Here is a 21,778-nt window from a genome sequence, read left to right on the forward strand (position 1 = left end):
AACAGGCAAGGCAAATGCCCGCCTGCTTTAACTACTAAAATTTGTATCGTTAAACGACGGTAACTTTCAACATATGGTCACGCCAGCTATTGTTTAAATAACCACGGTTATTTGTATCGCGCTCTTCGGGTTGAACATCGCCCTTGTGGTTCGTCGCTCGACTGGCGACTTCGTAATCACCCGACTTTAACTCAGTTGACAACGCAAACTGGCGCCAAGCATATGGACCTAAATCGGGACCTATAAAGCGAGCCTGCTCCCAGTTCTTACCGCCGTCAACCGAAACTTCTACTTCGGTTGCCGCAGACATTCCTCCAAAGGCTAAACCCGTGACCTGAATACGGCCCGCTTTTACCTGATTGTTTTCATCACCCGGATAGGTAATCCATGACTTAACAGGCATTTCCCAAACCGAAGGCTGATTAGGCCCCCCTGTTCGCCCACGGGAGACAAGCGATAGCTATTTTGCTGAATATTCGCCGGTGACTGATCTTTGGTGAATGCCAATTGCTTAATGTATTTGACATTGTTCACGCCGGTATAGCCTGGAATGATCAACCGCAAAGGCCCACCGTGAGCTAAAGGCAAGGGTTCGCCGTTGATTTCCCATGCCAATATGGCATCTTCGATTGCCGCTATGGGTACAGAGCGTTCGAGCATAATAGTGTTGGGATCAATGCCTTCGGGGATTTCTTCTCCGCCAGTACCCGTCATATAGTCGACATTCTCGGCTAGGCCTCCCGATGCTTCGATAAGGTCTTTAACCGGGACGCCGGTAAACACAATGCAACCGGCAGCCCCTACTGTCCATTGTGTGCCACTTGGCTTCTCGGGGAAATAGGCCCGGCCATTACCTGAGCACTGCAGCACCATAGGCAGTGCCTGTACACCCATGGTTTTGAGTTCCGCTACCGTATAGCTGCGAGGATTTTTCACGCCCTCTACTGCCAACTCCCAAGCGTCAGGCTCTTCAGTAATCGAAAGGGCAGGCGGACTGATGTTATTACGTACAAACAAACGGTCCAAGGGGGTAATGAGCCCGTTTCCAAAAGCAGACCGCTTGGTCTCAATCGTATTGGCACTATGTACAATCAAGCTGTCAGCATTTTTCCAGCTTGCATAATCAGGAAGAGACTTCGCAGCAGCTGGCTTGTCTGTCGCAGCCAGCGCCGCACTCAACGGAGTCAGTGTGCCAATACTGGCCATCCCGACTATACCTCCGGTGCTTTGCAACCAAGTTCTTCGGGATAGATTAACGTGCTCCATAGGATCTCCTTATCTCTTAACACTTAAAATATATAGACATTAAATGATACTGAGGAGAACCCTATATAACCAGAAGCTATAACCCTAGTATATAACGCCTGCGACGTTGTTTTGTACGCTAAAACCAGTCAAGCCCGATAGAAACGTTATAATCAATCCTTTCAATTTTTAGCCCGCGGGGTCTACACCCGTAACGGCGGTCCTATGCAAGAAACTTCAATCTCCCGTACTCCCAGCGACGAACGCCCGGTTCGCAAATTATTTATTCGTACTTTTGGCTGCCAAATGAACGAATATGATTCGGACAAAATGGCCGATGTGCTCAACGAAGGCGGCCCTATCGAATTGACGGCTACACCGGACGACGCCGATATCATTCTGTTCAATACCTGTTCAGTGCGCGAAAAAGCACAGGAAAAAGTATTTTCCGATCTGGGACGAGTCCGGCATTTAAAACAGTTAAATCCCAATCTGGTCATCGGGGTAGGTGGCTGCGTGGCTAGCCAGGAAGGTAAAGCCATTGTTGAGCGTGCACCTTTTGTGGACATAGTGTTTGGCCCGCAAACGCTGCATCGCCTGCCCGACTTGATATCCAAACGTCGCGATAGCGGAAAAGCCCAGGTTGACATCAGCTTTCCAGAGATCGAAAAATTCGACAACCTCCCTCCCGCCCGTGTCGATGGGCCCACCGCCTATGTATCAATCATGGAAGGCTGCAGCAAATACTGCAGTTTCTGTGTGGTGCCCTACACCCGCGGCATAGAGATCTCCCGTCCTTTCGACGATGTACTGATTGAAGTTGCCGACCTCGCGGATCAGGGCGTCAAAGAAATCACGCTTCTGGGCCAAAATGTAAACGCCTACCGGGGCCCCATGAGCGATAGCAGCGAAATTGCCGATTTTGCCATGTTGCTCGAATATGTACATGAAATACCAGGCATAGAGCGAATTCGTTATACCACCTCGCATCCCAAAGAGATGACCACTCGTCTCATTGAAGCGCACGGCAAGCTGCCAAAGCTGGTTCCTTTCCTGCACTTGCCTGTACAAGCGGGCAGCGACAACGTTCTGAATGCCATGAAACGGGGCTACACGTCGCTAGAGTTCAAATCAATTGTCAGACGTCTGCGGGCAGCTCGCCCCGGCATGACACTCTCTTCAGACTTTATTGTGGGCTTTCCGGGCGAAACTGAAGCTGAATTCGAAAAAACCATGCAACTCATCCGTGATGTGGGTTTCGATACCTCATTCTCCTTTGTGTACTCGCGTCGCCCTGGCACGCCTGCAGCAGACTTGCACGATGACACCAGCAAAGAAACCAAGTTCGAGCGCCTGCACCGTTTACAGGCGCTGATAAACGAACAGGCCAATGCCATCAGCGAGTCAATGGTTGGAACTGAACAACAGGTACTTATTGAACGTCTGTCCCGACGCGATGACAGCGAGCTAATGGGCCGTACCGAGAACAATCGGATCGTGAACTTCCCGGCCAACTCCAGGCTAATCGGGCAAATGGTCACTGTGCGCATTACCCAGGCTCTCACCAACACCTTGCGCGGCGAAATAGTTACCGCTGAAAGTACGACTGCACCTTCCCTATGACCAGTGCCGAGTCTACCCAAATTCGAACCGTTCACCTTGAGGGCGACAATACCAACCTTGCCAACCTCTGCGGCCCCCTTGATGAAAACTTGCGCCAGATTGAGAACGCCTTTGAGGTAGAGCTAAAAAGGCGAGGCAATCATGTCACTCTTGAGGGCCCCGAAGCCGACCTCGCCGCTACCGCTGTGCAGTGGTTTCACGACCGCGCTGTACATATAGCCTTGAGCATCGACGATGTGCAGCTTGGACTGGTTGAACTCAAGGCCAGAAGCGAAGCTCACACCCATAGACAGAGGCAATCTGCTAAACCTTCTAAGCCATCAAAGCAGGCTGTTGTCCCGGTGGCGCCAGTGCTTAACGAGGGCGAGCTTACGCTGCGTACAGGCCGGCGTGACTTACGTCCGCGCACACCGCATCAGCGCGACTATATGAGCCAAATATTAAGCCACGACATCAGCTTCGGAGTGGGCCCGGCGGGCACCGGAAAAACCTTTCTGGCAGTGGCGTGTGCAATTGATGCTCTTGAGCGCGAAGCAGTACAACGCATCGTGCTGACACGGCCTGCTGTGGAGGCAGGCGAACGGCTGGGCTTCCTGCCTGGCGACCTGGCCCAAAAATCGATCCATATCTTCGTCCTCTATATGATGCTCTTTACGATTTAATGGGTTACGAGAAGGTTCAGCGACTGTTCGAAAAGCAGACCATCGAAATAGCTCCTCTTGCCTACATGCGGGGACGCACATTAAATCATAGCTTTGTTATTCTGGACGAAGCCCAGAACACTACGGTCGAGCAAATGAAAATGCTGCTCACGCGCATTGGTTTCGGCAGCAAGGCAGTTATTACAGGCGACCCGACCCAAGTCGACCTGCCAAAGGGGCAACGCAGCGGTCTTGAACATTCCCTGTCGGTACTCGATAACATTCCAGGCATCGGCATTAGCCGTCTGACCAGCAAGGATGTGGTACGCCACCCCTTGGTGGGGCGTATTATCGACGCGTACGAGAAACACCAAAATGAATCCTGAACTGCATTTAACCATTCAGTATGCCGCTGACTGCGAAGCACAGCTACCTCGGGGAAAAGTACAGTCGTGGGTGCAGCACGCCATAGATGGTGTTGCCAAGGTTTATTCGGAAGCAGATCAAGACCTGCCTTATCAGCAGCTCGAACTCACCGTGCGCTTTGCAGATACCGATGAAGTTCAGGCGCTCAATAAGCAATATCGCCATAAAGATGCACCAACCAACGTACTGACCTTCGAGTATGGCATCGACGAGAACAGTGTCATTAGTGCAGATATCATCGTGTGCTGCGCCGTACTTGAGCATGAAGCGCTGGAACAGGAAAAACCATTTCTGCACCATGCTGCGCACCTCACCATCCATGGCGTGCTGCATGCCTTAGGCTATGACCACATCGATCCTGATGATGCTGAAGACATGGAAGAACTTGAAACAGAAATTCTTCAGTTAATGAATATCCCTAACCCTTACCTCACGAAATAGAGCATTAAGCATCCGTGTTTTCGGTTATGCTAAATGTTTCTACTCTTCGTCCACTGGACATGTCAGATTCCAACTCTATAGAACCCGAGCCTCGAAAGAAACGATTTTCACGCTTAGGCGAAATTTTCAAACGACGCCCTGAGCCCGAAGATCGCGAAGATATTAAAGCCATCCTGCAAGGGGCACACGAACGCGGTGTAATTGATACCGAAGCCTACAGCATGGTTTTCGGCGCTCTTGATGTCGCCAGCAAAACGGTTGCTGACATCATGGTGCCGCGTTCCAAAATCGATATTCTCGATATCACCAGGCCTTTGGCCGAACTCCTGCCTACCATTGTAGAAACCGGCCGCTCCCGCTTTCCGGTTTATGAAGACGACCGCGACAATATCGTCGGCATTTTATTGGCCAAAGATCTGCTGTTATCCATTGCCAATCCCACCATCGATCTCCGGCCTCTCGTCCGTCCCGCTGTTTTTATTCCCGAAACCAAGCGCTTGAATGTTCTGCTGCACGAATTCCGCAGCAGCCGCAACCACATTGCTATTGTCATTGACGAGCACGGTGGAACAGCCGGGCTAATCACCATGGAAGACGTACTCGAGCAGATCGTAGGTGATATCGAAGATGAATACGACGAGGATGAAGAGCAAACCATTTTCCAGGCCGGCAATAATGGCTGGCGCGTCATGGCAGTCACCGAAATAGCCGACTTCAACGAGGCCTTTGGTACAGCGCTTCCCGACGACGAATATGACACGATCGGGGGATGGCTAGCCTATGAACTGGGCCACATTCCACGTCGCGGCGACACGGTTACCCGTCAGGGCATGGTAGTGACCGTGGTTCGTGCCGATGCAAAACGCGCATTATGGCTGCATGTACAGCGCGACACCCCTGAACTGTCTTCCCACAATAACTGATGGCCGCTACCGAATCAGTCAGCAATACGCTACCGCGCGGGACTCTTAACTTTCTGCTGGTTTTTGTGGGAGCCGTCCACGCACTAAGTTTTGCGCCCGGCCCCCTGCCCGCCTTTGCACTGCCATTTTTACAATTGGTGGCGCTGGCGATTTTTATCGGTAGCGCGCTTACAGCATCATCCCAAAAGCAGGCCAGCCTGACGGCATTTTGCTTTGGTATTGGCAATTTTACGGTGGGCGTGTATTGGCTTTACATCAGCATGCATGTGTATGGTCTGATGCCATCAGTGCTTGCCGCCTCTGCCGTGGTTCTCATGGCCATGGCTTTATCCGCTTTTATTATTGCTGCGGTCCTGCTGATTCGTTATTTGCTGCCTCGCGCCAAATACCTTAACTGGCAGGAACAAATACTGGGGGCTGCCGTTATTGCTTCAGTATGGACTCTCAGCGAATGGCTACGCGGTACCCTGTTCACAGGCTTTCCGTGGTTAAATATTGCATATGCGCACGTTGACGGCATGTTCGCAGGATGGGCGCCCTTGTTCGGCGCCTATGCCGTGGCCTGGTGCGCCGCATTTAGCGTGGGCTCAATAAGCCTGTTTGCGATCAATACCGAGCAACGCGAAAATGGACTTAGCGCCGCTGCCATGGGCTGTGCTGTAGTGCTTGGCATTGCTGGCATTGCCTTTAGTAATATCAAATGGGCTGATGCGCACGGAGACCCCATTATTGTCCGCCTGGTGCAGGGAAATGTCAGCCAATCGCTGAAATTTGATCCAGAGCATCTTAGCGCAGGCATCCAAATCTATCAGGAACTTAGCGCTCTTCCTGCCAAAGAGGCAGGCTCTGAGCCGAGTCTGATTGTGTTGCCTGAAACCGTAGTGCCATTACTGCAAAACCGCATCGCTCCGGAAGTCTGGCAGCAGTGGATAGACATCGCAAAAAATCAAAATGCCCAACTATTGCTTGGCGCTCCGCTGGAAAGCGGCACCGCAAGCCCCCAATATACAAATAGTGTCATTGCCATCGACGGCAAATCCACTCCTGAGCAGATTATTAATCTGCAGCTAGAACACCGCTACGACAAGTCTCACCTGGTTCCCTTTGGCGAATTTGTTCCATATGGTTTTAAATGGTTTGTTGATGCCATGCAAATTCCCCTCGGAGACTTTCATCGCGGCGAACATCGTCAGCAGAACTTTGATTTAGCCGGTCAGTATATTGCTCCGAATGTATGCTACGAAGATGTTTTTGGCGAAGAAATCGTACGTGCCGTGTTGCCCAACAGCACACAAGGACCTGGTGCAACGATGCTCATCAATGTCAGCAATTTAGCTTGGTTCGGTGACTCCTGGGCCTTGCGACAGCATCTGCAAATATCACGTTTTCGCGCTATCGAGACAGCAAGACCCATGCTTAGGGCCACGAATACTGGCATGACCGCAGCCATTGACCACAGAGGTAAAGTGCTGGGCGTTCTGCCCGCCAACCAGTTGGGGGTACTTGATGTCGAAGTTCAAGGCGCTACAGGGCTTACCGCGTATGTACGTTGGGGCAATTTGCCTATTATTGTGCTGTCTTTGCTTTTGTGTGGCTGGGCTTGGCTACGTTTCAGGAAACCTCAAGCGTGATCGCATTCTGTCCGTTGCAGTAGATCAAAACGAAAATCGGCGCTGACGCCCTTGGCGATTAAGATAGCGCTAATACTAAAACCGCCCCATGCCTCAGCCCTTTTTTCTCTTTTTGATGAGTTTTCACAAAAAGACTTGCATAGTTTCAAAATACAGTGCATAATCTCTTTTCTTTGTTGATGAGCGGCTTAAAGCAGCACATCGAAACGGGGGTATAGCTCAGCTGGGAGAGCGCTTGCATGGCATGCAAGAGGTCAGCGGTTCGATCCCGCTTACCTCCACCAAAACAAAGATGCTAAAAATTAGTTGACATCAAAAAAACTGACTGTTATAATTATTAGCTTACTGGTTTAAGTCCTGTCCCCATCGTCTAGAGGCCTAGGACACTGCCCTTTCACGGCGGCAACCGGGGTTCGAATCCCCGTGGGGACGCCAAAGCTTAGCTTTGGCAAGATTTAAAATCTACTGCTGGAGCGGTAGTTCAGTTGGTTAGAATACCGGCCTGTCACGCCGGGGGTCGCGGGTTCGAGTCCCGTCCGCTCCGCCAAGAATTCGGTAAAAAAGCCCCGTTTACGGGGCTTTTTTACGTCTGCTGATTACGCAAGCGCTTGTATTATAAGCCTCCAGGCTGCCCTCTCTCTTAAGCCGCCGTATATCCACATTCATGATCAAACGCAAACTCGCTCGTCATTAAAGCGCATTGCTCTGATGCCAAAGCAGAATATTTTTAGCGAAACTGACAAACTTCTTTACAAACCAGAGTCTGTGGATTTAGCATCAAAGCTGAAAAATAAATAAGGTACTTTCCGGTCACGAGAAGGCACCACTGCGCAGAACACCCCTGCCATCAAAAAACGGAGCCAGTCTCTACCCATCAGCAGTACTCCCTACTCACAATGAATACCGCATCCTGCAGCAAAAGAAGAAGGCAGTGCCTTAGCGGGCTCTCACCCGCCAACAACTTTAAAATCAGGAGATCTACATGGCGGAAAACCCATCTTCAAGTGCCTACTGGAAAGCCAATCTGAGAGTCATCGGCATCAGCCTGGTGATCTGGTTTATCTGCTCCTTCGGCATGGGCATTATTCTGCGCCCGGCGCTGTCCGGCATCATGGTAGGAGGTGCCGATCTCGGCTTCTGGATGGCACAGAACGGGGCGATCTACATTTTCATTATTCTCATCTTTGTCTACACCAAGATGATGAATAAACTCGACCGTGAACACGGCGTTGAAGAATAAGGGGAAGAGAGCATGGAACAATTTACTCTGAACCTTATTTTTGTCGGCATCACATTTGCCATATACATTGGCATTGCGGTGTGGGCTCGAGCCGGCACCACGGCGGAATTCTATGCAGCGGGCCGGGGAGTGCACCCGATTGCAAACGGTATGGCCACGGCTGCAGACTGGATGTCTGCAGCCTCCTTTATTTCCATGGCCGGCATTATTGCGTTAGCCCCTACCGGCGGTTATGAACAATCCGCCTACCTAATGGGCTGGACAGGAGGCTATGTGCTGCTGGCCATGTTGCTGGCGCCCTACTTGCGCAAGTTTGGCAAGTTCACGGTTCCCCAGTTCATCGGTGACCGTTTCTACTCCACCGGCGCTCGTCTTCTGGCCGTCATCTGTCTTATTGTCATCTCAATCACCTATGTGATCGGGCAGATGCGCGGTGTGGGCGTGACCTTTTCGCGCTTTCTCGAAGTATCTACCGACACCGGCTTGTATATCGGTGCAGCTATCGTGTTCATTTACGCGGTGTTTGGCGGCATGAAAGGGATTACCTACACCCAGGTCGCACAATACATCATCCTGATCATCGCCTACACGATCCCCGCCCTGTTCATTTCGCTAAGCCTGACCGGCAACGTACTACCCCAGTTAGGCCTTATCGGTAACTACGCGCCCAGCGGCGGCGATATTAGCTTCCTGGCAAAATTAAATCAGGTCGTAACCGAACTGGGCTTCAGGGAATATACGTCCGACACCACCAATCGCCTGAACATGTTCCTGTTCACTCTATCGCTGATGATCGGTACCGCTGGTCTGCCTCACGTCATCATTCGCTTTTTCACCGTACCCAAGGTGGCAGATGCGCGTTCGTCGGCAGGCTGGGCGCTGGTCTTTATTGCTCTGCTCTATACGGTCGCACCGGCAGTCGGCTCCATGGCTCGCCTGAACCTCACCACTACCATGTGGCCTTCAGCCATTACGGCTAATGCCGTCGATGGCCCCGCTATTTCGCGCGCTGACATTGACAGCAAGCCCGAGCTTTCCTGGATACGTACCTGGGAAGCAACCGGCCTGCTCGATATCGAAGACAAAAATGGTGATGGCTTGATCCAGTATTACAACGACAATGCTCCCGCCGACCATCCCATTTCAAAGCTGGCTGCTGAAGAGGGCTGGATGGGCAATGAGCTGGTAAAAGCCGACAACGATATTATGGTGCTGGCCAACCCCGAGATCGCTGGCTTACCAGGATGGGTCATTGCATTGGTAGCTGCCGGGGCGCTGGCCGCTGCTCTATCGACTGCTGCGGGCTTGTTGCTGGCAATTTCATCAGCCATTTCGCACGATCTCATCAAAGGGTCCATCAAACCTGACATCTCCGAGAAAGACGAGCTCATGGTTGCACGTATTGCCATGACCTTCGCCATTATCGTGTCTACCTGGCTAGGCCTGAACCCACCAGGCTTTGCTGCCCAGGTGGTGGCTCTGGCCTTCGGGCTGGCTGCGGCAACGATTTTCCCTGCACTCATGATGGGTATCTTCTTTAAACACGTGAATAAACAGGGCGCCATTGCCGGCATGCTGGTGGGACTGATATTTACAGCCGTGTACATCTTTATCTATAAAGGCTGGTTCTTCATTCCGGGCACTAACAGTCTGCCCGATACTGCCGAGAATTACATGTTTGGCATTTCACCGCTATCGATTGGCGCGATTGGAGCGTTGGCAAATTTCATCGTAGCCTTCGTGGTTTCTTCCTTCACTGAAAAACCACCCCAGGAAATTCAGGATATGGTTGAATCGATCCGTATTCCCAGGGGAGCCGGCGCTGCCACGCAGCATTGAGGCAAGCTCAGCGTCGGGTATTTTTCCCGGCAACAACCACACAGATGGGTGCTTCATGCACCCGTCTGTTAAAAGAGCCCTATGAACAGCCAGCAGCCGTATTCACGCCACGCCGACATTTCCACTCAGAAAGTCTCTGAACTGATTGCGCGTGAGCCGTTGTCTTGCCCGCCCTCAACGTCGGTGGCCGAGGCTGCCCGTATTATGCGCGACCACCAGGTTTCGTCGCTGGCCATCACTCAGGCAGGCACCGGCACACTGCTGGGCATACTGACCGTTCGCGACCTGACCCATCGTGTATTGGCCGAAGGGCGAGATCATTCCACCAAGGTTCATGAGGTCATGACCGCCGATCCGGCCTCTTTACCCACGAATGCTCTGGGCTCCGATATTTTGCATTACATGCTGAAAAATAAGGTGGGCCATCTCCCTATTGTTGATCACGGCCACTTTGTCGGCATGATCACCCAAACAGATATCATGCGCTTTCATGCCGTCAGCGCCGCAGTTCTACTCACCGACCTTGCCAAGACAGATAATGTGGCCGACATGGCCAGCATCAGCAAACACATTCCCAGCCTGCTTGTACAACTGGTGGGAGCCAACCACACTCATGAAGTCATCACGCGGCTGATTAGCGATATTGCTGACACCATTACCCGTCAGCTGCTGAAAATAGCGGAGGCCCAGTTAGGAGCTCCGCCCGCCCCCTACCTGTGGCTAGCCTGCGGTAGCCAAGGACGGCAGGAACAATCCGGCGTGTCCGACCAGGATAACTGCCTGTTCCTGGACAACAGCGTTTCCTCCGACGACATGCTGTACTTTTCCCAAATGGCCCACATCGTTTCTGATGGTCTTAACGCCTGCGGATATATCTACTGCCCTGGCGATATGATGGCCACCAATCCGTACTGGTGCCAACCCGTGCGCGTATGGCGTGAATACTTCCATAACTGGTCCGTCACACACGAGCCAGCCTCTCAAATGCTGGCCTCCGTCATGTTTGATCTGCGCCCCATAAGCGGCACCAGCAGCCTGCACCGCGACCTGCAGGCAGAAACACTGGAAATGGCCTCGAAGAACTCCATATTTGTGGCGCATATGATCGCCAACAGCCTGCTGCATACCCCGCCCTTGGGTATGGTCCGTGGTTTTTCACCGCTGCGTACCGGCCCTCACCGCGGTCATCTTGACATGAAGCTCAATGGCGTCGCCCCTATTACCGACCTCGCTCGCATCCATGCCCTGCAAGGCCGTATCCCTGATGTCAATACAAGAGCACGGCTACAAGCCGCTCAGGAAGCCGGCATAATTTCCACGTCAGGGGCCAGTGACTTGATTGAGGCCTACGATGTCATCGCCATGATGCGTCTTCAGAACCAGGCCAATATGATCAAAAACGGGCTAGAACCCTCCAACTATCTGGCTCCTGGCGATCTTTCCGGTTTCGAACGCAATCATCTGCGCGATGCCTTCATCGTGGTGCGAACCATGCAGTCGGCCCTAAGCAATAACTACAGCGCCTTGCGCTGATTTTTCAAACCAGAACCGGGACAGGACACTTAAGCATGTGGATCGATCTTCTTTCAATGGCTGCGGTCGGGATCCTTGTGGCATGCATGGTTTTCATCATTCGCCGCAGCCTCACCAAAAGGGATCGCACCGCACCTCGATGGATCTTGCCCGTCACGATTGGCGCAAGCATGATCAGCTATAGCGTCTGGAACGAATACACGTGGTTTGACCGTATTACATCCAGTCTGCCCTCTGCCGTGGCCGTCGTGGCCCAAGGTGAACGGAGTTCTCCCTGGGCTCCCTGGACTTATCTGCGCCCGGTCACCATCCGTTTCATTGCACTAGACACCCGTACCCGGGTGCAATCCGAGCTTCAAGCCGGCCTGGTCCTCACTGAACTGCTGCTGGTCGAACGCTGGCAGCGCACTCGCCGGGTACCTGTGGCCTTCGATTGCCACCAGGCCAGGCGAGCCGACCTGCTCGGCGATACCCACCTGACGTCCACCGGCAAGCTGGAGAATGGCCATTGGCAAACCATGAAAGCCGATGACCCCATGCTTCATGCAGCATGTCAGAGTCCTCTTCCGGGCTAAGGAATTCCAAGTCCTCACGCTTAACCCTACCACCCGTAACCCGTAACCCACTCATAGGCTCTGGGATTCCAAAAACCTCAATACCCCTTGCCATGAAAGCAAATCGGCTTTGGCATTGGCGGTGGCCTCTCCACCACCTGTACTGACTTTTTTGGATACCGGATGGCTATAGACGATTTGGGTCGTAGGCACATAGGGGAACAGTACCGCATGACCAGCGTCTTGCACGTCTATCCATTCGACATTGTGTTTAAACCCGTGTTCTTCCAGCCTTTCTACGATCATTTTGCAGTACAGACTGGATGGCCATGAACCATCGTCGGTTGCCGAGAGCAAGATGATCGGCCCATTGATGTTTTCTACACGTATGCGGGCAGGTTCGATTGCTTCCTTGTCTTCCAATGCAGTCAGCATCGCCAGTTCGTGTCGATGTGGAGCCTCGCCTTCGTCAAAAGGCAGCCATGACGCATGACGGTTGTTTTCCCATATATGCGCGAGCGGCTTGCCATCAAGAAGCCATGTAGGGCCTTCGCGGCCTACTGCCGGATCCGCAGCATTTTGGGCGCTATGCACAAAGGCACTTGGCACATAGGCAATGACTGCCGAGACCTCACGTGTAAAGGTGGCTCCCAAGAGCAATGCCAGCTCTCCCCCACGAGACTGGCCGCTTACCGCCACAAAGTCATTTCTGGGTTGCACATGTTTACGCAGCCACTGCAGGCCTTGCTGAAAATATTCGAGATGTGTGTTGGAGATGTAGTCGGGGCGCCCTGGCGTTTTGAAATAGCCCAGTGCCAAAGCCGCATACCCGCGGGAAGCGTATAAAGCCGCCCGAGCTTCATTGATTCCGCCCCCAGAGCCATTCAGCACCATGATGGCCGGATGCGGACCTTCACCCTCAGGCAGGAACAAGGTGCCCGCCAGACCGTCCTCGTCTACATCGAGCCGCTTGACAGCTGGCGCTGCCAGCCGCTGCGTTAAGGTAGTGGTCGTCCCCTGGCCCAGAGAGCTTACCGATACGTTCGTAACAATAGGATCAAAAACCGATAGGTTAAATAGTTGACGTGCACCATCAACCTGCGGAACCTGCGACCAGATCAGCCCCATCGCATCTGCGCTTTCATAGGTGCTCCCTTCAAGCGGCACCTGCTGGCCAACATGAACCTCACCCTCGTCGTTGGCCTCAAAAATTGCATAGCTTGCCCATCGAACGCCTTGCCGCACGGTCGTAGCACTGATTTCAACCTGCGCACCAGGCTGCGCACCAAATACAGTTATCTGACGCTCGACGTCAATCAGCGCGTCTGCCGGTTCTGCATTAAGCCTTAACATTTAAATTCCTCTGCTTCATAGTCATCAGTATGCATAAAATCGATATGGGGGTGTCATCGCTATTTTAGGCCGGGACAAAAAAATGGCGAGTGTTCCTGAGAGACACCCGCCATTTTCAGCATGATTTCATGCCGAGCTTACCAGGGCTTATTCTGGCTTCACCATTTGTGCAATAGTACGGTCGCTAGTCCATGGGCCGACTTTCAGGCCTTTTTTGGCCGCCCAAATGTTCTGGTAATGAAAGAGTGGGAATACAGCAGCGTCGTCCATCACAACGGTAGCCGAGTCACTGAGAATCTGTCTACGTTTTTCTGAATCGAACTCGGTGGTCGCCTGTTCCAGTGCAGCATCCACCTGAGCGTTACTGTAACGTCCCCAGTTTGATGACCCTAGCCCCTCGCTGGGATTGGTAGTTGCAAATACATTTACCAAGGCATAACGTGCCTCGCCTGTACCATTCCCCCAGGCCAGCATTGTCACGGCATACTCATTTTTACGTGCCTGACTGGAATAGACCGCCCATGGCACCACTTCTATATTCGTTTGCACACCAGCGCGTGTCCAGAACTGCGCCACCGCCTGGGCGACCTCTGGCCCTTGTGGATAACGGTCATTGGGAACATGCAAGGTCAGCTTAAAACCCTCTGGAAAACCCGCTTCCGCCAACAAGGCCTTGGCTTCGTTCACGTCGTAGGGAATATCTTCAATTTTTTCATTGAAGCCGAAAGTGTCCTTGGGCATCCACTGATTGGCAACCGTGGCAGCTCCTTGCAACATACGGCTCACAATGGCTTCACGGTTAATCGCTATCGACAACGCTTTACGTACCCGCTGGTCCAGCAAGGGGTTTTCTTCCAGAACCTTTCCATTATTATCGGTAATGAAGGGGTTTGGAGCCGGGTTAAAGCTAGGCTGCAACAGCATCACACGCAGACCATCGTAGGGAAACACGTTGACGTTAGGTGCTTTCTTCAGCCGGTCGAGGTCAGACACAGACACTTTGTCAATGACATCGACATCACCCGCCAACAAAGCGGCAGTACGTGCCGCTGCATTGTTTATGTAGCGATAATTAACTTTTTCCCAAGGTTCCGGCTCGCCCCAATAGGTGTCACTGCGCTCCATGAGAATGCGATCACCAGGTGTATAAGAGACTAGCTTGTAAGCCCCTGTACCCACCACCGCAACGCCTGAGTTGTAGTCTTCGGTCGTAGACTTTTCTCCGATGTGCTTACTCACCACATGAACCGAGGCCAAATCTAAGGGCAGATCCGGATTAGGCACATTCGTCTTCACCACCAGGGTGTGCGCATCCGCCGCAGAGACACTTTCGATGGTACGTAGATAACCCGCAAAGGTTGCTACGCTGCCTGGAACATTCTTGGCACGTTCATACGAAAAAACCAGATCCTCGGCCGTAAAAGGTTCGCCATCTTGCCACTTGACGTCATCACGGAGCGTAAATTCCCAGGTGTGGTCGTCAATGGCCTTCCAGCTGGTTGCCAGACTTGGCTGCAGCTCATTGTGAAGATTCTCGGTCAGCAGATTCCAAAAATGCAGGGAGGCAGAACGGTCTCCGGCATGATTGTTCAACTGAGGGTCCAATGATGATAGAGGGTCGGCAAAACCGATGGTCAGCGTCTGCGCGCTTGCCGCTAAGGCCACGGACGTCATCAGTGCCGCAACCGAAGAAGCTACAAATTTTTTCATACCTCAACTCCTTAACAATGCTTCAAGGCATTGCTTTAATTATGTGAGTGGCTGGAATTTAAAAAACAGGCACTACGATGTTGCGGAGCAACTTCAGTTAGTGCAGGAGACTCTTGACTACATTTAGGCATCGCAAAAGGGCAACGTGGATGAAAATGACAGCCTGACGGTGGATTCAAGGGGCTGGGCATTTCCCCCTTAATAACAGAATAGCTACGTTTTCGTATACGCAAGCTTGGAATTTCAGCCAGTAAAGCCTGTGTATAAGGGTGCTGAGGCCGCTCGAATATGTCCTGCACCGAGGCAGATTCAATGACCCGTCCCAGATACATGATGACAACTCTATCCGAAATGTGCTCAACCACGCTAAGGTCATGACTTATAAACAAATAACTAAGGTCGAGTTCCGTCCGTAAATCCATGAACAGATTCAGGATTTGCGCTTGGATTGACACATCAAGCGCGGCCACGGCCTCATCACAGACGATAAGGCGCGGGTTCACCGCTAGTGCCCGGGCGATTCCGATTCGCTGGCGCTGGCCGCCGCTGAACTCATGTGGATAACGTTTGCGTAACGACGGATCCAAACCTGCCTTGAGCATCAGTTCGCTAACTTTATCGTCAAGCTGAGCGGCCGGAACCAGCTTATGTATACGCAGTGCATCGCCCACGATGCGATCTACCCGTAATCGCGGATTCAAGCTTGCATGCGGATTCTGAAAAATCATCTGTACGGCCAATCGCGTTTTATAGCGCGTATCGGCGTCCATTTCAGCCAGAGATTCGCCTTCGAAATATACGTCACCCTGAGTTGGCTCAAGCAAGAACGTCGCCATCCGCCCAAGAGTCGACTTCCCACAGCCTGACTCTCCGACCAGACCTACCACCTCGCCCTGGGCCACCTGCAAATCGACGTGATCCACAGCCCGAACCACCGGCTTCGCGGCCAGCAATCCGCGGCGTACTAGACGTTGAGTGAGCTCACCACGCTGCTCTTGGCCAAAATGCTTGGTCACCGCCTTAAGCTCAAGCAGCGTATGAGATTTAGAGTCAGACATCGCTCACCTCGGCATTTCTGGGAAAATGACAGCGCACTTGCACGCCCCGCCGCCATGGCCTCATGGGCGGCGGCGTATCACAGAGTTCTTGTGCAAACGGGCATCGGGCCTTAAAGGCGCATCCTTCAGGTATATCTTTCAAACTGGGAGTCATCCCTGGAATTTGGTAGAGCCGCTCTCCACGCTGGTTGTTTGCCGGCAGACTCGCAATCAAGCCCTCAGTATAAGGATGGGCTGGGTGATCCAACACCGCGTCTACCGCGCCAAATTCAACAATGCGGCCCGCATACATCACGGCAATATCGTCGGCAAGCCCTGCAACCACAGATAGATCATGGGTAATCCAGATTAAGCTCGTACCCTGCTCACGCACGCGTTTCTGCACTTCTGATAGAATCTGCGCCTGAATGGTGACATCCAGGGCCGTTGTAGGCTCGTCTGCGATGATCAGGTCAGGCTGGTGCAGCATGGCAATTGCAATCGCAACCCGCTGCCTCATTCCTCCTGACATTTGATGGGGATACTGCCTGATCCGCTCTTCGGGACTGGGAATACCCATTAACCCCAGGGTGGTGACGGCGCGATCCCGCGCTTTGGCCTTGCTAATGCTTTCATGAGCGCGAATGGCTTCTATCATTTGCAGATCAATGCGCAACACCGGGTTCAAGGTCATCATGGGATCTTGAAAAATCATGGCCAGGCGATTGCCCTGCAAAGCGCGCATCTGCTTGGCTGTGTAGGTACGCAGGTCATCGCCCATGAAACGTATTTCGCCTTTTTCGACCTGCCCGGGTGGATCAATCAGACCCATGATCGAAAAACCGGTTACTGACTTTCCAGAGCCGGACTCGCCTACCAGGCCCAATATACGGCCACGCTCAAGACGAAGCGATACGTCATTGACCGCCGGGTACGACTTACCATCTTCACCGGTAAAACTGGTGCGTAAGTTCTTTAACTCAAGTACGGGTGGCTGACTCATAGCTGGCCTCGTGGATTCAGGACATCACGCAGTCGATCGCCCACCAGATTCAAGGCAACGATAGTCAGCAATAAAGCCACGCCTGGGAAGAAGCTGATCCAGTAATCGCCTGAAAGCATGTACTGAAAGCCGTTAGCGATAAGCAAACCCAGGGAAGGCTCGGTAATAGGCACACCCAAACCAAGAAAGCTCAAGGTCGCCTCGAGTGTAATCGCCCGTGCAACCTGCAAGGTGGCAATCACAATCAGGGGTGGCATGCAGTTAGGCAAAATCTGGCTCAGCATAATGCGCCAATGCGGTATCCCCAGACAGCGAGCCGCTTCCACATATTCACGCTGAGTTTCGACCAGAGCTTGCCCACGCACGGTACGCGCGTAATAGGCCCACTCCAGGATTACCAGCGTGAGAATAACGTTAGAAATCCCTTTACCAAGATAGGCCAAAATCATCATGGCCACCAAAATAGAGGGAAAAGACAGTATAAGATCGACCACGCGCATCACGAAGGCGTCGGTACGGCCACCTGCATAGGCAGCCAGCAAGCCAAGACTTGTTCCCAGCACAGCGGCAATCGCGGCAGAACCCAGGCCAACCATGAGACTGATGCGCAAGCCATAAAAAATACCAGAGTAGATATCTCGGCCTTGTCCATCGGTGCCCAACAAGTAATGAAAGGATCCCAACCCATTCTCAGTACCCGGCGGCAAGCGGGAATCCATGACATCAAGCTGCATAAGGTCGTAAGGATTCTGGGGGTGAGCCACGGGGCAAAAAGAGCCACACACACCAGTATCAAGCTTAGGGCCAGACCAAACACCGCACTGCGGGAGCGCATGAACTGCGACGCTGCAACAGCCCAGGGTGAACGGCTGACAGCAAGCTCGTATCGTTGCTCAGTCATTACTGCTCTCCCTGGAGACGCACACGAGGATCCAGGATGCGATAGGCAATATCGACCAGCAGATTGAGCGTGACAAACATACAGACCACCACAATCAGATAGGCCACAATGACGGGACGATCCAGGGCATTAATACTATCCAGAATAAGTTTCCCTGCTCCTGGCCACGAGAAAATACTTTCGGTGACCACGGCAAAGGCGATGGTGGAGCCTAATTCAAGGCCCAATACAGTCACCAGCGGGATCAGCGTGTTACGCAAAACGTGAACGCCAATAACTCGTACAGGTGACAAGCCCTTTGCCCGCGCAAACTTGACGAAGTCTTGAGGCAAGACTTCACGCACCCCCGCCCGGGTCAAACGTATCACCAGTGAAATCTTGAATAAGGACAGGTTAAGGGCAGGCAATATCAGATGTCGCCAGCCGTCGAGGGTCAGCCACGACCACTGCAGGCCAAAGACGGTTACCGTTTGCCCGCGGCCACTGGCGGGCAGCCAGCCCAGCCCCACGCTAAACGCCATGATAAGCATCAGTCCGACCCAAAAAGTCGGAAGGGAAAAGCCCAGGACACTACCCGTCATTATCAGGCGGGAACTGATGTGCTCGGGTTTCAGCCCCGCCCACAGGCCCAGGGGCACTCCCAGCACCACTGCCAGCACCAAGGCGGTAATAGCCAGTTCGAGGGTAGCTGGCAAGCGCTGAATGATTAAACTGACAGCAGGGATGTTATAAACGAAGCTATTGCCTAAATTACCGTGCAAGGCACCGTTCAAGAAAGCGATATATTGCTTCCACAGAGGCTGATCCAGGCCCAGTTGCTCAATGATACGGGCTCGCTGTATCTGATCGACGTCTGGCCCAATTAAGGTATCAATAGGGTTCCCGATGGCGTGTAGCCCGATGAACACAATCAGGCTCATCATCAATACCACCACCAGCGCCTGCGAAAAACGGCGTACTAGCCAAAAAGTCACTGCGCTTCCTTCTGCAGACCGGCATCAACCCACTCATCACCATAAACCTCTGGCTCGGCGTAAGCGAGCAAGGTCTGGTAGTGCGTATCGATATCGGAAACAAAAAACTGGCTGGCAATGCCTTGCGCCAACTTACGTGCACCCTCGCTAATCGCAGGAATATCACCCGAGACCGTACCGTGAGACAGTACCGCAGGATAGGCAAAGCAATGAATATTCGCCAGGCCAGGAAGCTGACCAGGAACTTTTTCCAGAAACTCAAAGTGCTCGCCCAGATCGGGCAGGCGTTTCAGTTCGGCATCAGCCTCGTCATCGGACGGCCTGTAGCGATCTCCCCAGACGCGAATATAGGGAGCAATGTTCGCAAACTCAGGTCTGGCCTGCCAGTCAACCTGGAATCCGGTCGAGAAAATAACAAAATCAAAAACAAAATCGCCTTTAGGCGTAGTGACAAGAATTTCGCTGCCTCGCATGCTCATGTCGCTAAAAGGGCAGCCCAGATAAAAATCTGCATTTTCATGTTTGGACACCCGCAGCACACTATTGCGTGGAGGTGGCACCTGCTGGGTATTGATGTAGTGACGTATTTTCCAGCGCCACGCATCGTCCAAAGCAGAAAAACCGTGCACCATTCCGGCGCTGCCAGCCCCTTTACCCTTGTTTACCCGAGGGAAATCAGGCCGACGTATCAACAGACTCACATGCTGTGCACCGGCTTCAAGTGCGGTAGCTGCTGAATCCATTGCAGAGGCGCCTCCGCCGATCACACCCACCCGCTTATCCTTCAGCTGGCTGTAATCGTTGTTGTCAGACGAATGTGCCCAAACTTTCCTAGGCAGTTGATCAGCGACCGCCGGAACGCTGGGCCCGCCCAAACCGTCTCTGCCAGTAGCAAGCACGACACGACGTGCATAGTGCGTTTCCGTGTCTCCCTGCGGTGTCTGGATTTGCAAAGCCACCCAGTCAGCATTGGAGGCGTCAATGGAGGTCACTGCGTGCTGATTTCTAACCTTTATGCCAAGTGCCCTTTTGTACCAGTTCAGGTACTCCAGCCATTGCAGGCGCGGGATCTTATCAAGCTCTTGCCATGCGGAATCGCCAAACTGGGCGATATACCAAGCCTGAAAGGTTAAAGACGGCACGCCAAGCGCCGGCCCGGTAAGCTGCTTGGGCGAACGCAACGTCTCCATGCGGGCGGTGGTGCCCCAAGGCCCTTCCAGATCGGCAGGCGAGGCATCAAAAATCGTAGCACCAACCCCCAGAAAGCCCAGTGCGGCGTGCAAGGTAAGACCCGCCATTCCGCCCCCTATAATTACCACATCATGATGCTTTTCTGTCTTGCAGAGGGCAGGCATCCAGGCCTTTGCGGGCAAATCCAGGTAACGCAACTCGCGCTGTAATGTAGCTTCGAGCTCACGCAAGCCCGCTTCTGCAGCTACTTCTACTACTGTATTCATTGTGACACCTTGTTGGGTATCGCATCGCCGTGCAGCTCATGCAAAATTTCTCGATATTGAGAAACCTTGTGGCACTGAAAGCCGGCGACCTGCGATGCCTCTTTTTTAAAGACTCTATAACGGTTTTCACCATCGGGGACAGCTGTCTGTCCTGAAGCGTGATTACCCCAAAATGAAATGGAATGTGTATATCCAGCGGCCTTATGCTCACTCCTTTGAGCTCAAGCCCCCGGCAGGTGAACGGCTCGAGAATTGCAACGCCCAATCCGGCTTTCACAGCGCACAACGCATTCACGGAGGAGTTTGTTTCAATAAGGGCAGAGCTATCAAACCACGCCGGCAAGCTAGCCTGCAAACGCTGTCGCAAACGATAGGGATTTGCCATTGTAATAGGTAAGTAAGCATTCAAGTCACGCTCACTGACCAATACCTGCTCTGCCAAAGGCGAATCACTGGGAACGGCCACCACACATGGAGCACTGGCGATCCAGTGAAGCTTTACTCCGCTGTGATCTAAAGGCAGACTGCTGATTCCCAAATGTGCGGCTCCGCTGATGACCTCATGCACTACCTGCTCAGGAGCGGCGCTGCGCAACAATGTACGGTCGCTGCGCGAGGGCAGCGCCGCGAGGCTTCGTGCCACAATACCGCAAATGAAGGCGCTGGTTGCTGTAATACGGAGTGGCTCAATGTCGTCGCCAGCAATAGCTGCCGCCTTTTGCTCGACGCGTTTCACTCCGTTTAAGGCGCTGATCACGTCGTCATAAATCAAAAGCCCTGCTCGGTAGGCAACACCTTAGGACCCTGGCGTATAAATAAGGCATAACCAAGCTGCGCCTCAAACTCTTGTATGAGGCGCGTGATGGTAGGCTGCGATCGGCCTAGTGCCTGGCCTGCAGCAGTAATGCTGCCTGTCGACATCACAGCAGCAAACGCTTGAAGTTGACGAATTTCCATGAAAATATTAAGTATGCAGTTATTGCATTCTTACGTATGAAGCATAGCCTCTACAAATACTTAATATGAATATTTTTATTACTAAAAAGTATTAAGAGTCAAGCTCTACCATGGAGAAACCCACTTAAGTAACTTTTAGTTTCAATTAGGAGTTGAAACTAAACTTAACTGAAAATGCCATGAATTCCGACAGAAATCCATTAACTTCTGCCAAAACTATGCTAATTACGCCAAAACAGTCGCCTCGTTCGGAATATCTCCGCTTTTTCTGTCAGCGCCTGTCACTATAG

16 protein-coding genes, 3 tRNA genes and 3 pseudogenes are annotated in these 21,778 nt (G+C 52.6%); 12 read left to right on the forward strand and 10 right to left on the reverse strand.

The genetic code is table 11. The annotated features are described in order from the left end of the window. Positions 1 to 49: 49 nt before the first annotated feature. Positions 50 to 1,266 (reverse strand): annotated as a pseudogene (gene sorT, locus L1889_RS10955) (SorT family sulfite dehydrogenase catalytic subunit). A gap of 204 nt (positions 1,267 to 1,470) precedes the next feature. Here sorT and miaB point away from each other — a divergent pair. The 12 genes and pseudogenes from miaB (at position 1,471) to L1889_RS11015 (ending at position 12,117) form a co-directional block, all read left to right on the forward strand. Beyond that, positions 1,471 to 2,868 (forward strand): tRNA (N6-isopentenyl adenosine(37)-C2)-methylthiotransferase MiaB, encoded by a 1,398-nt coding sequence (miaB, locus tag L1889_RS10960; protein WP_238665149.1) that lies wholly within the window; start codon positions 1,471 to 1,473, stop codon positions 2,866 to 2,868. Continuing rightward, positions 2,865 to 3,895 (forward strand): annotated as a pseudogene (locus tag L1889_RS10965) (PhoH family protein). Before miaB ends, L1889_RS10965 begins: the two are co-directional and overlap by 4 nt. Beyond that, complete coding sequence (ybeY, locus tag L1889_RS10970) at positions 3,885 to 4,376, forward strand: rRNA maturation RNase YbeY (protein WP_238665150.1); 492 nt, start codon at positions 3,885 to 3,887, stop codon at positions 4,374 to 4,376. Before L1889_RS10965 ends, ybeY begins: the two are co-directional and overlap by 11 nt. A gap of 59 nt (positions 4,377 to 4,435) precedes the next feature. Beyond that, on the forward strand, positions 4,436 to 5,299 hold the full coding sequence (locus tag L1889_RS10975) for a CorC family transporter (protein ID WP_238665151.1): 864 nt from the start codon (positions 4,436 to 4,438) through the stop codon (positions 5,297 to 5,299). Continuing rightward, the gene (gene lnt / locus L1889_RS10980) at positions 5,299 to 6,930 is read left to right on the forward strand and encodes an apolipoprotein N-acyltransferase (protein WP_238665152.1); all 1,632 of its coding nucleotides are present in this window, start codon (positions 5,299 to 5,301) and stop codon (positions 6,928 to 6,930) included. The genes L1889_RS10975 and lnt overlap by 1 nt, the downstream gene beginning before the upstream one ends. Before the next feature lie 208 nt (positions 6,931 to 7,138). Beyond that, positions 7,139 to 7,214 (forward strand) — tRNA-Ala (locus L1889_RS10985). A gap of 75 nt (positions 7,215 to 7,289) precedes the next feature. After that, positions 7,290 to 7,365: transfer RNA gene (locus L1889_RS10990), tRNA-Glu, on the forward strand. Positions 7,366 to 7,400: 35 nt separating this feature from the next. After that, positions 7,401 to 7,477 (forward strand) — tRNA-Asp (locus L1889_RS10995). A 435-nt stretch (positions 7,478 to 7,912) separates the two neighbouring features. Beyond that, positions 7,913 to 8,170 carry a DUF4212 domain-containing protein gene (locus L1889_RS11000; protein ID WP_238665153.1) on the forward strand — a complete coding sequence of 86 codons (258 nt, stop codon included), beginning with the start codon at positions 7,913 to 7,915 and terminating at the stop codon, positions 8,168 to 8,170. Between the two features lie 12 nt (positions 8,171 to 8,182). Next, positions 8,183 to 10,009, forward strand: a complete 1,827-nt coding sequence (locus tag L1889_RS11005) for a sodium:solute symporter family protein (protein WP_238665154.1) — start codon at positions 8,183 to 8,185, stop codon at positions 10,007 to 10,009. An 81-nt stretch (positions 10,010 to 10,090) separates the two neighbouring features. Beyond that, positions 10,091 to 11,542: a putative nucleotidyltransferase substrate binding domain-containing protein gene (locus L1889_RS11010; protein ID WP_238665155.1), complete on the forward strand. Its 1,452-nt coding sequence runs from the start codon at positions 10,091 to 10,093 to the stop codon at positions 11,540 to 11,542. A 35-nt stretch (positions 11,543 to 11,577) separates the two neighbouring features. After that, the gene (locus tag L1889_RS11015) at positions 11,578 to 12,117 is read left to right on the forward strand and encodes a hypothetical protein (protein WP_238665156.1); all 540 of its coding nucleotides are present in this window, start codon (positions 11,578 to 11,580) and stop codon (positions 12,115 to 12,117) included. 51 nt (positions 12,118 to 12,168) lie between these two features. Here L1889_RS11015 and L1889_RS11020 read toward each other — a convergent pair whose 3' ends face one another. From L1889_RS11020 to L1889_RS11060, 9 genes and pseudogenes are all read right to left on the reverse strand, one after another. After that, the gene (locus tag L1889_RS11020; protein ID WP_238665157.1) at positions 12,169 to 13,449 is read right to left on the reverse strand and encodes an acyl-CoA thioesterase/bile acid-CoA:amino acid N-acyltransferase family protein; all 1,281 of its coding nucleotides are present in this window, start codon (positions 13,447 to 13,449) and stop codon (positions 12,169 to 12,171) included. A gap of 147 nt (positions 13,450 to 13,596) precedes the next feature. Next, positions 13,597 to 15,159, reverse strand: a complete 1,563-nt coding sequence (locus L1889_RS11025) for an ABC transporter substrate-binding protein (RefSeq protein ID WP_238665158.1) — start codon at positions 15,157 to 15,159, stop codon at positions 13,597 to 13,599. A gap of 35 nt (positions 15,160 to 15,194) precedes the next feature. Next, the gene (locus L1889_RS11030; RefSeq protein ID WP_238665159.1) at positions 15,195 to 16,217 is read right to left on the reverse strand and encodes an ABC transporter ATP-binding protein; all 1,023 of its coding nucleotides are present in this window, start codon (positions 16,215 to 16,217) and stop codon (positions 15,195 to 15,197) included. Further along, positions 16,210 to 17,199 carry an ABC transporter ATP-binding protein gene (locus tag L1889_RS11035; protein WP_238665160.1) on the reverse strand — a complete coding sequence of 330 codons (990 nt, stop codon included), beginning with the start codon at positions 17,197 to 17,199 and terminating at the stop codon, positions 16,210 to 16,212. The genes L1889_RS11030 and L1889_RS11035 overlap by 8 nt, the downstream gene beginning before the upstream one ends. Next, a pseudogene (locus L1889_RS11040) lies at positions 17,196 to 18,034 on the reverse strand (ABC transporter permease). Before L1889_RS11040 ends, L1889_RS11035 begins: the two are co-directional and overlap by 4 nt. Before the next feature lie 65 nt (positions 18,035 to 18,099). Continuing rightward, positions 18,100 to 19,074: an ABC transporter permease gene (locus tag L1889_RS11045; RefSeq protein WP_238665161.1), complete on the reverse strand. Its 975-nt coding sequence runs from the start codon at positions 19,072 to 19,074 to the stop codon at positions 18,100 to 18,102. Next, positions 19,071 to 20,531: a SidA/IucD/PvdA family monooxygenase gene (locus L1889_RS11050; RefSeq protein WP_238665162.1), complete on the reverse strand. Its 1,461-nt coding sequence runs from the start codon at positions 20,529 to 20,531 to the stop codon at positions 19,071 to 19,073. The genes L1889_RS11045 and L1889_RS11050 overlap by 4 nt, the downstream gene beginning before the upstream one ends. After that, the gene (locus tag L1889_RS11055; protein WP_238665163.1) at positions 20,488 to 21,303 is read right to left on the reverse strand and encodes a LysR substrate-binding domain-containing protein; all 816 of its coding nucleotides are present in this window, start codon (positions 21,301 to 21,303) and stop codon (positions 20,488 to 20,490) included. The genes L1889_RS11050 and L1889_RS11055 overlap by 44 nt, the downstream gene beginning before the upstream one ends. Further along, positions 21,300 to 21,488 (reverse strand): LysR family transcriptional regulator, encoded by a 189-nt coding sequence (locus L1889_RS11060; RefSeq protein WP_238665164.1) that lies wholly within the window; start codon positions 21,486 to 21,488, stop codon positions 21,300 to 21,302. The genes L1889_RS11055 and L1889_RS11060 overlap by 4 nt, the downstream gene beginning before the upstream one ends. Positions 21,489 to 21,778 lie beyond the last annotated feature (290 nt).

It is taken from the genome of Paenalcaligenes niemegkensis, from assembly GCF_022230885.1.
GTDB classification, from domain to species: domain Bacteria; phylum Pseudomonadota; class Gammaproteobacteria; order Burkholderiales; family Burkholderiaceae_B; genus Paenalcaligenes; species Paenalcaligenes niemegkensis.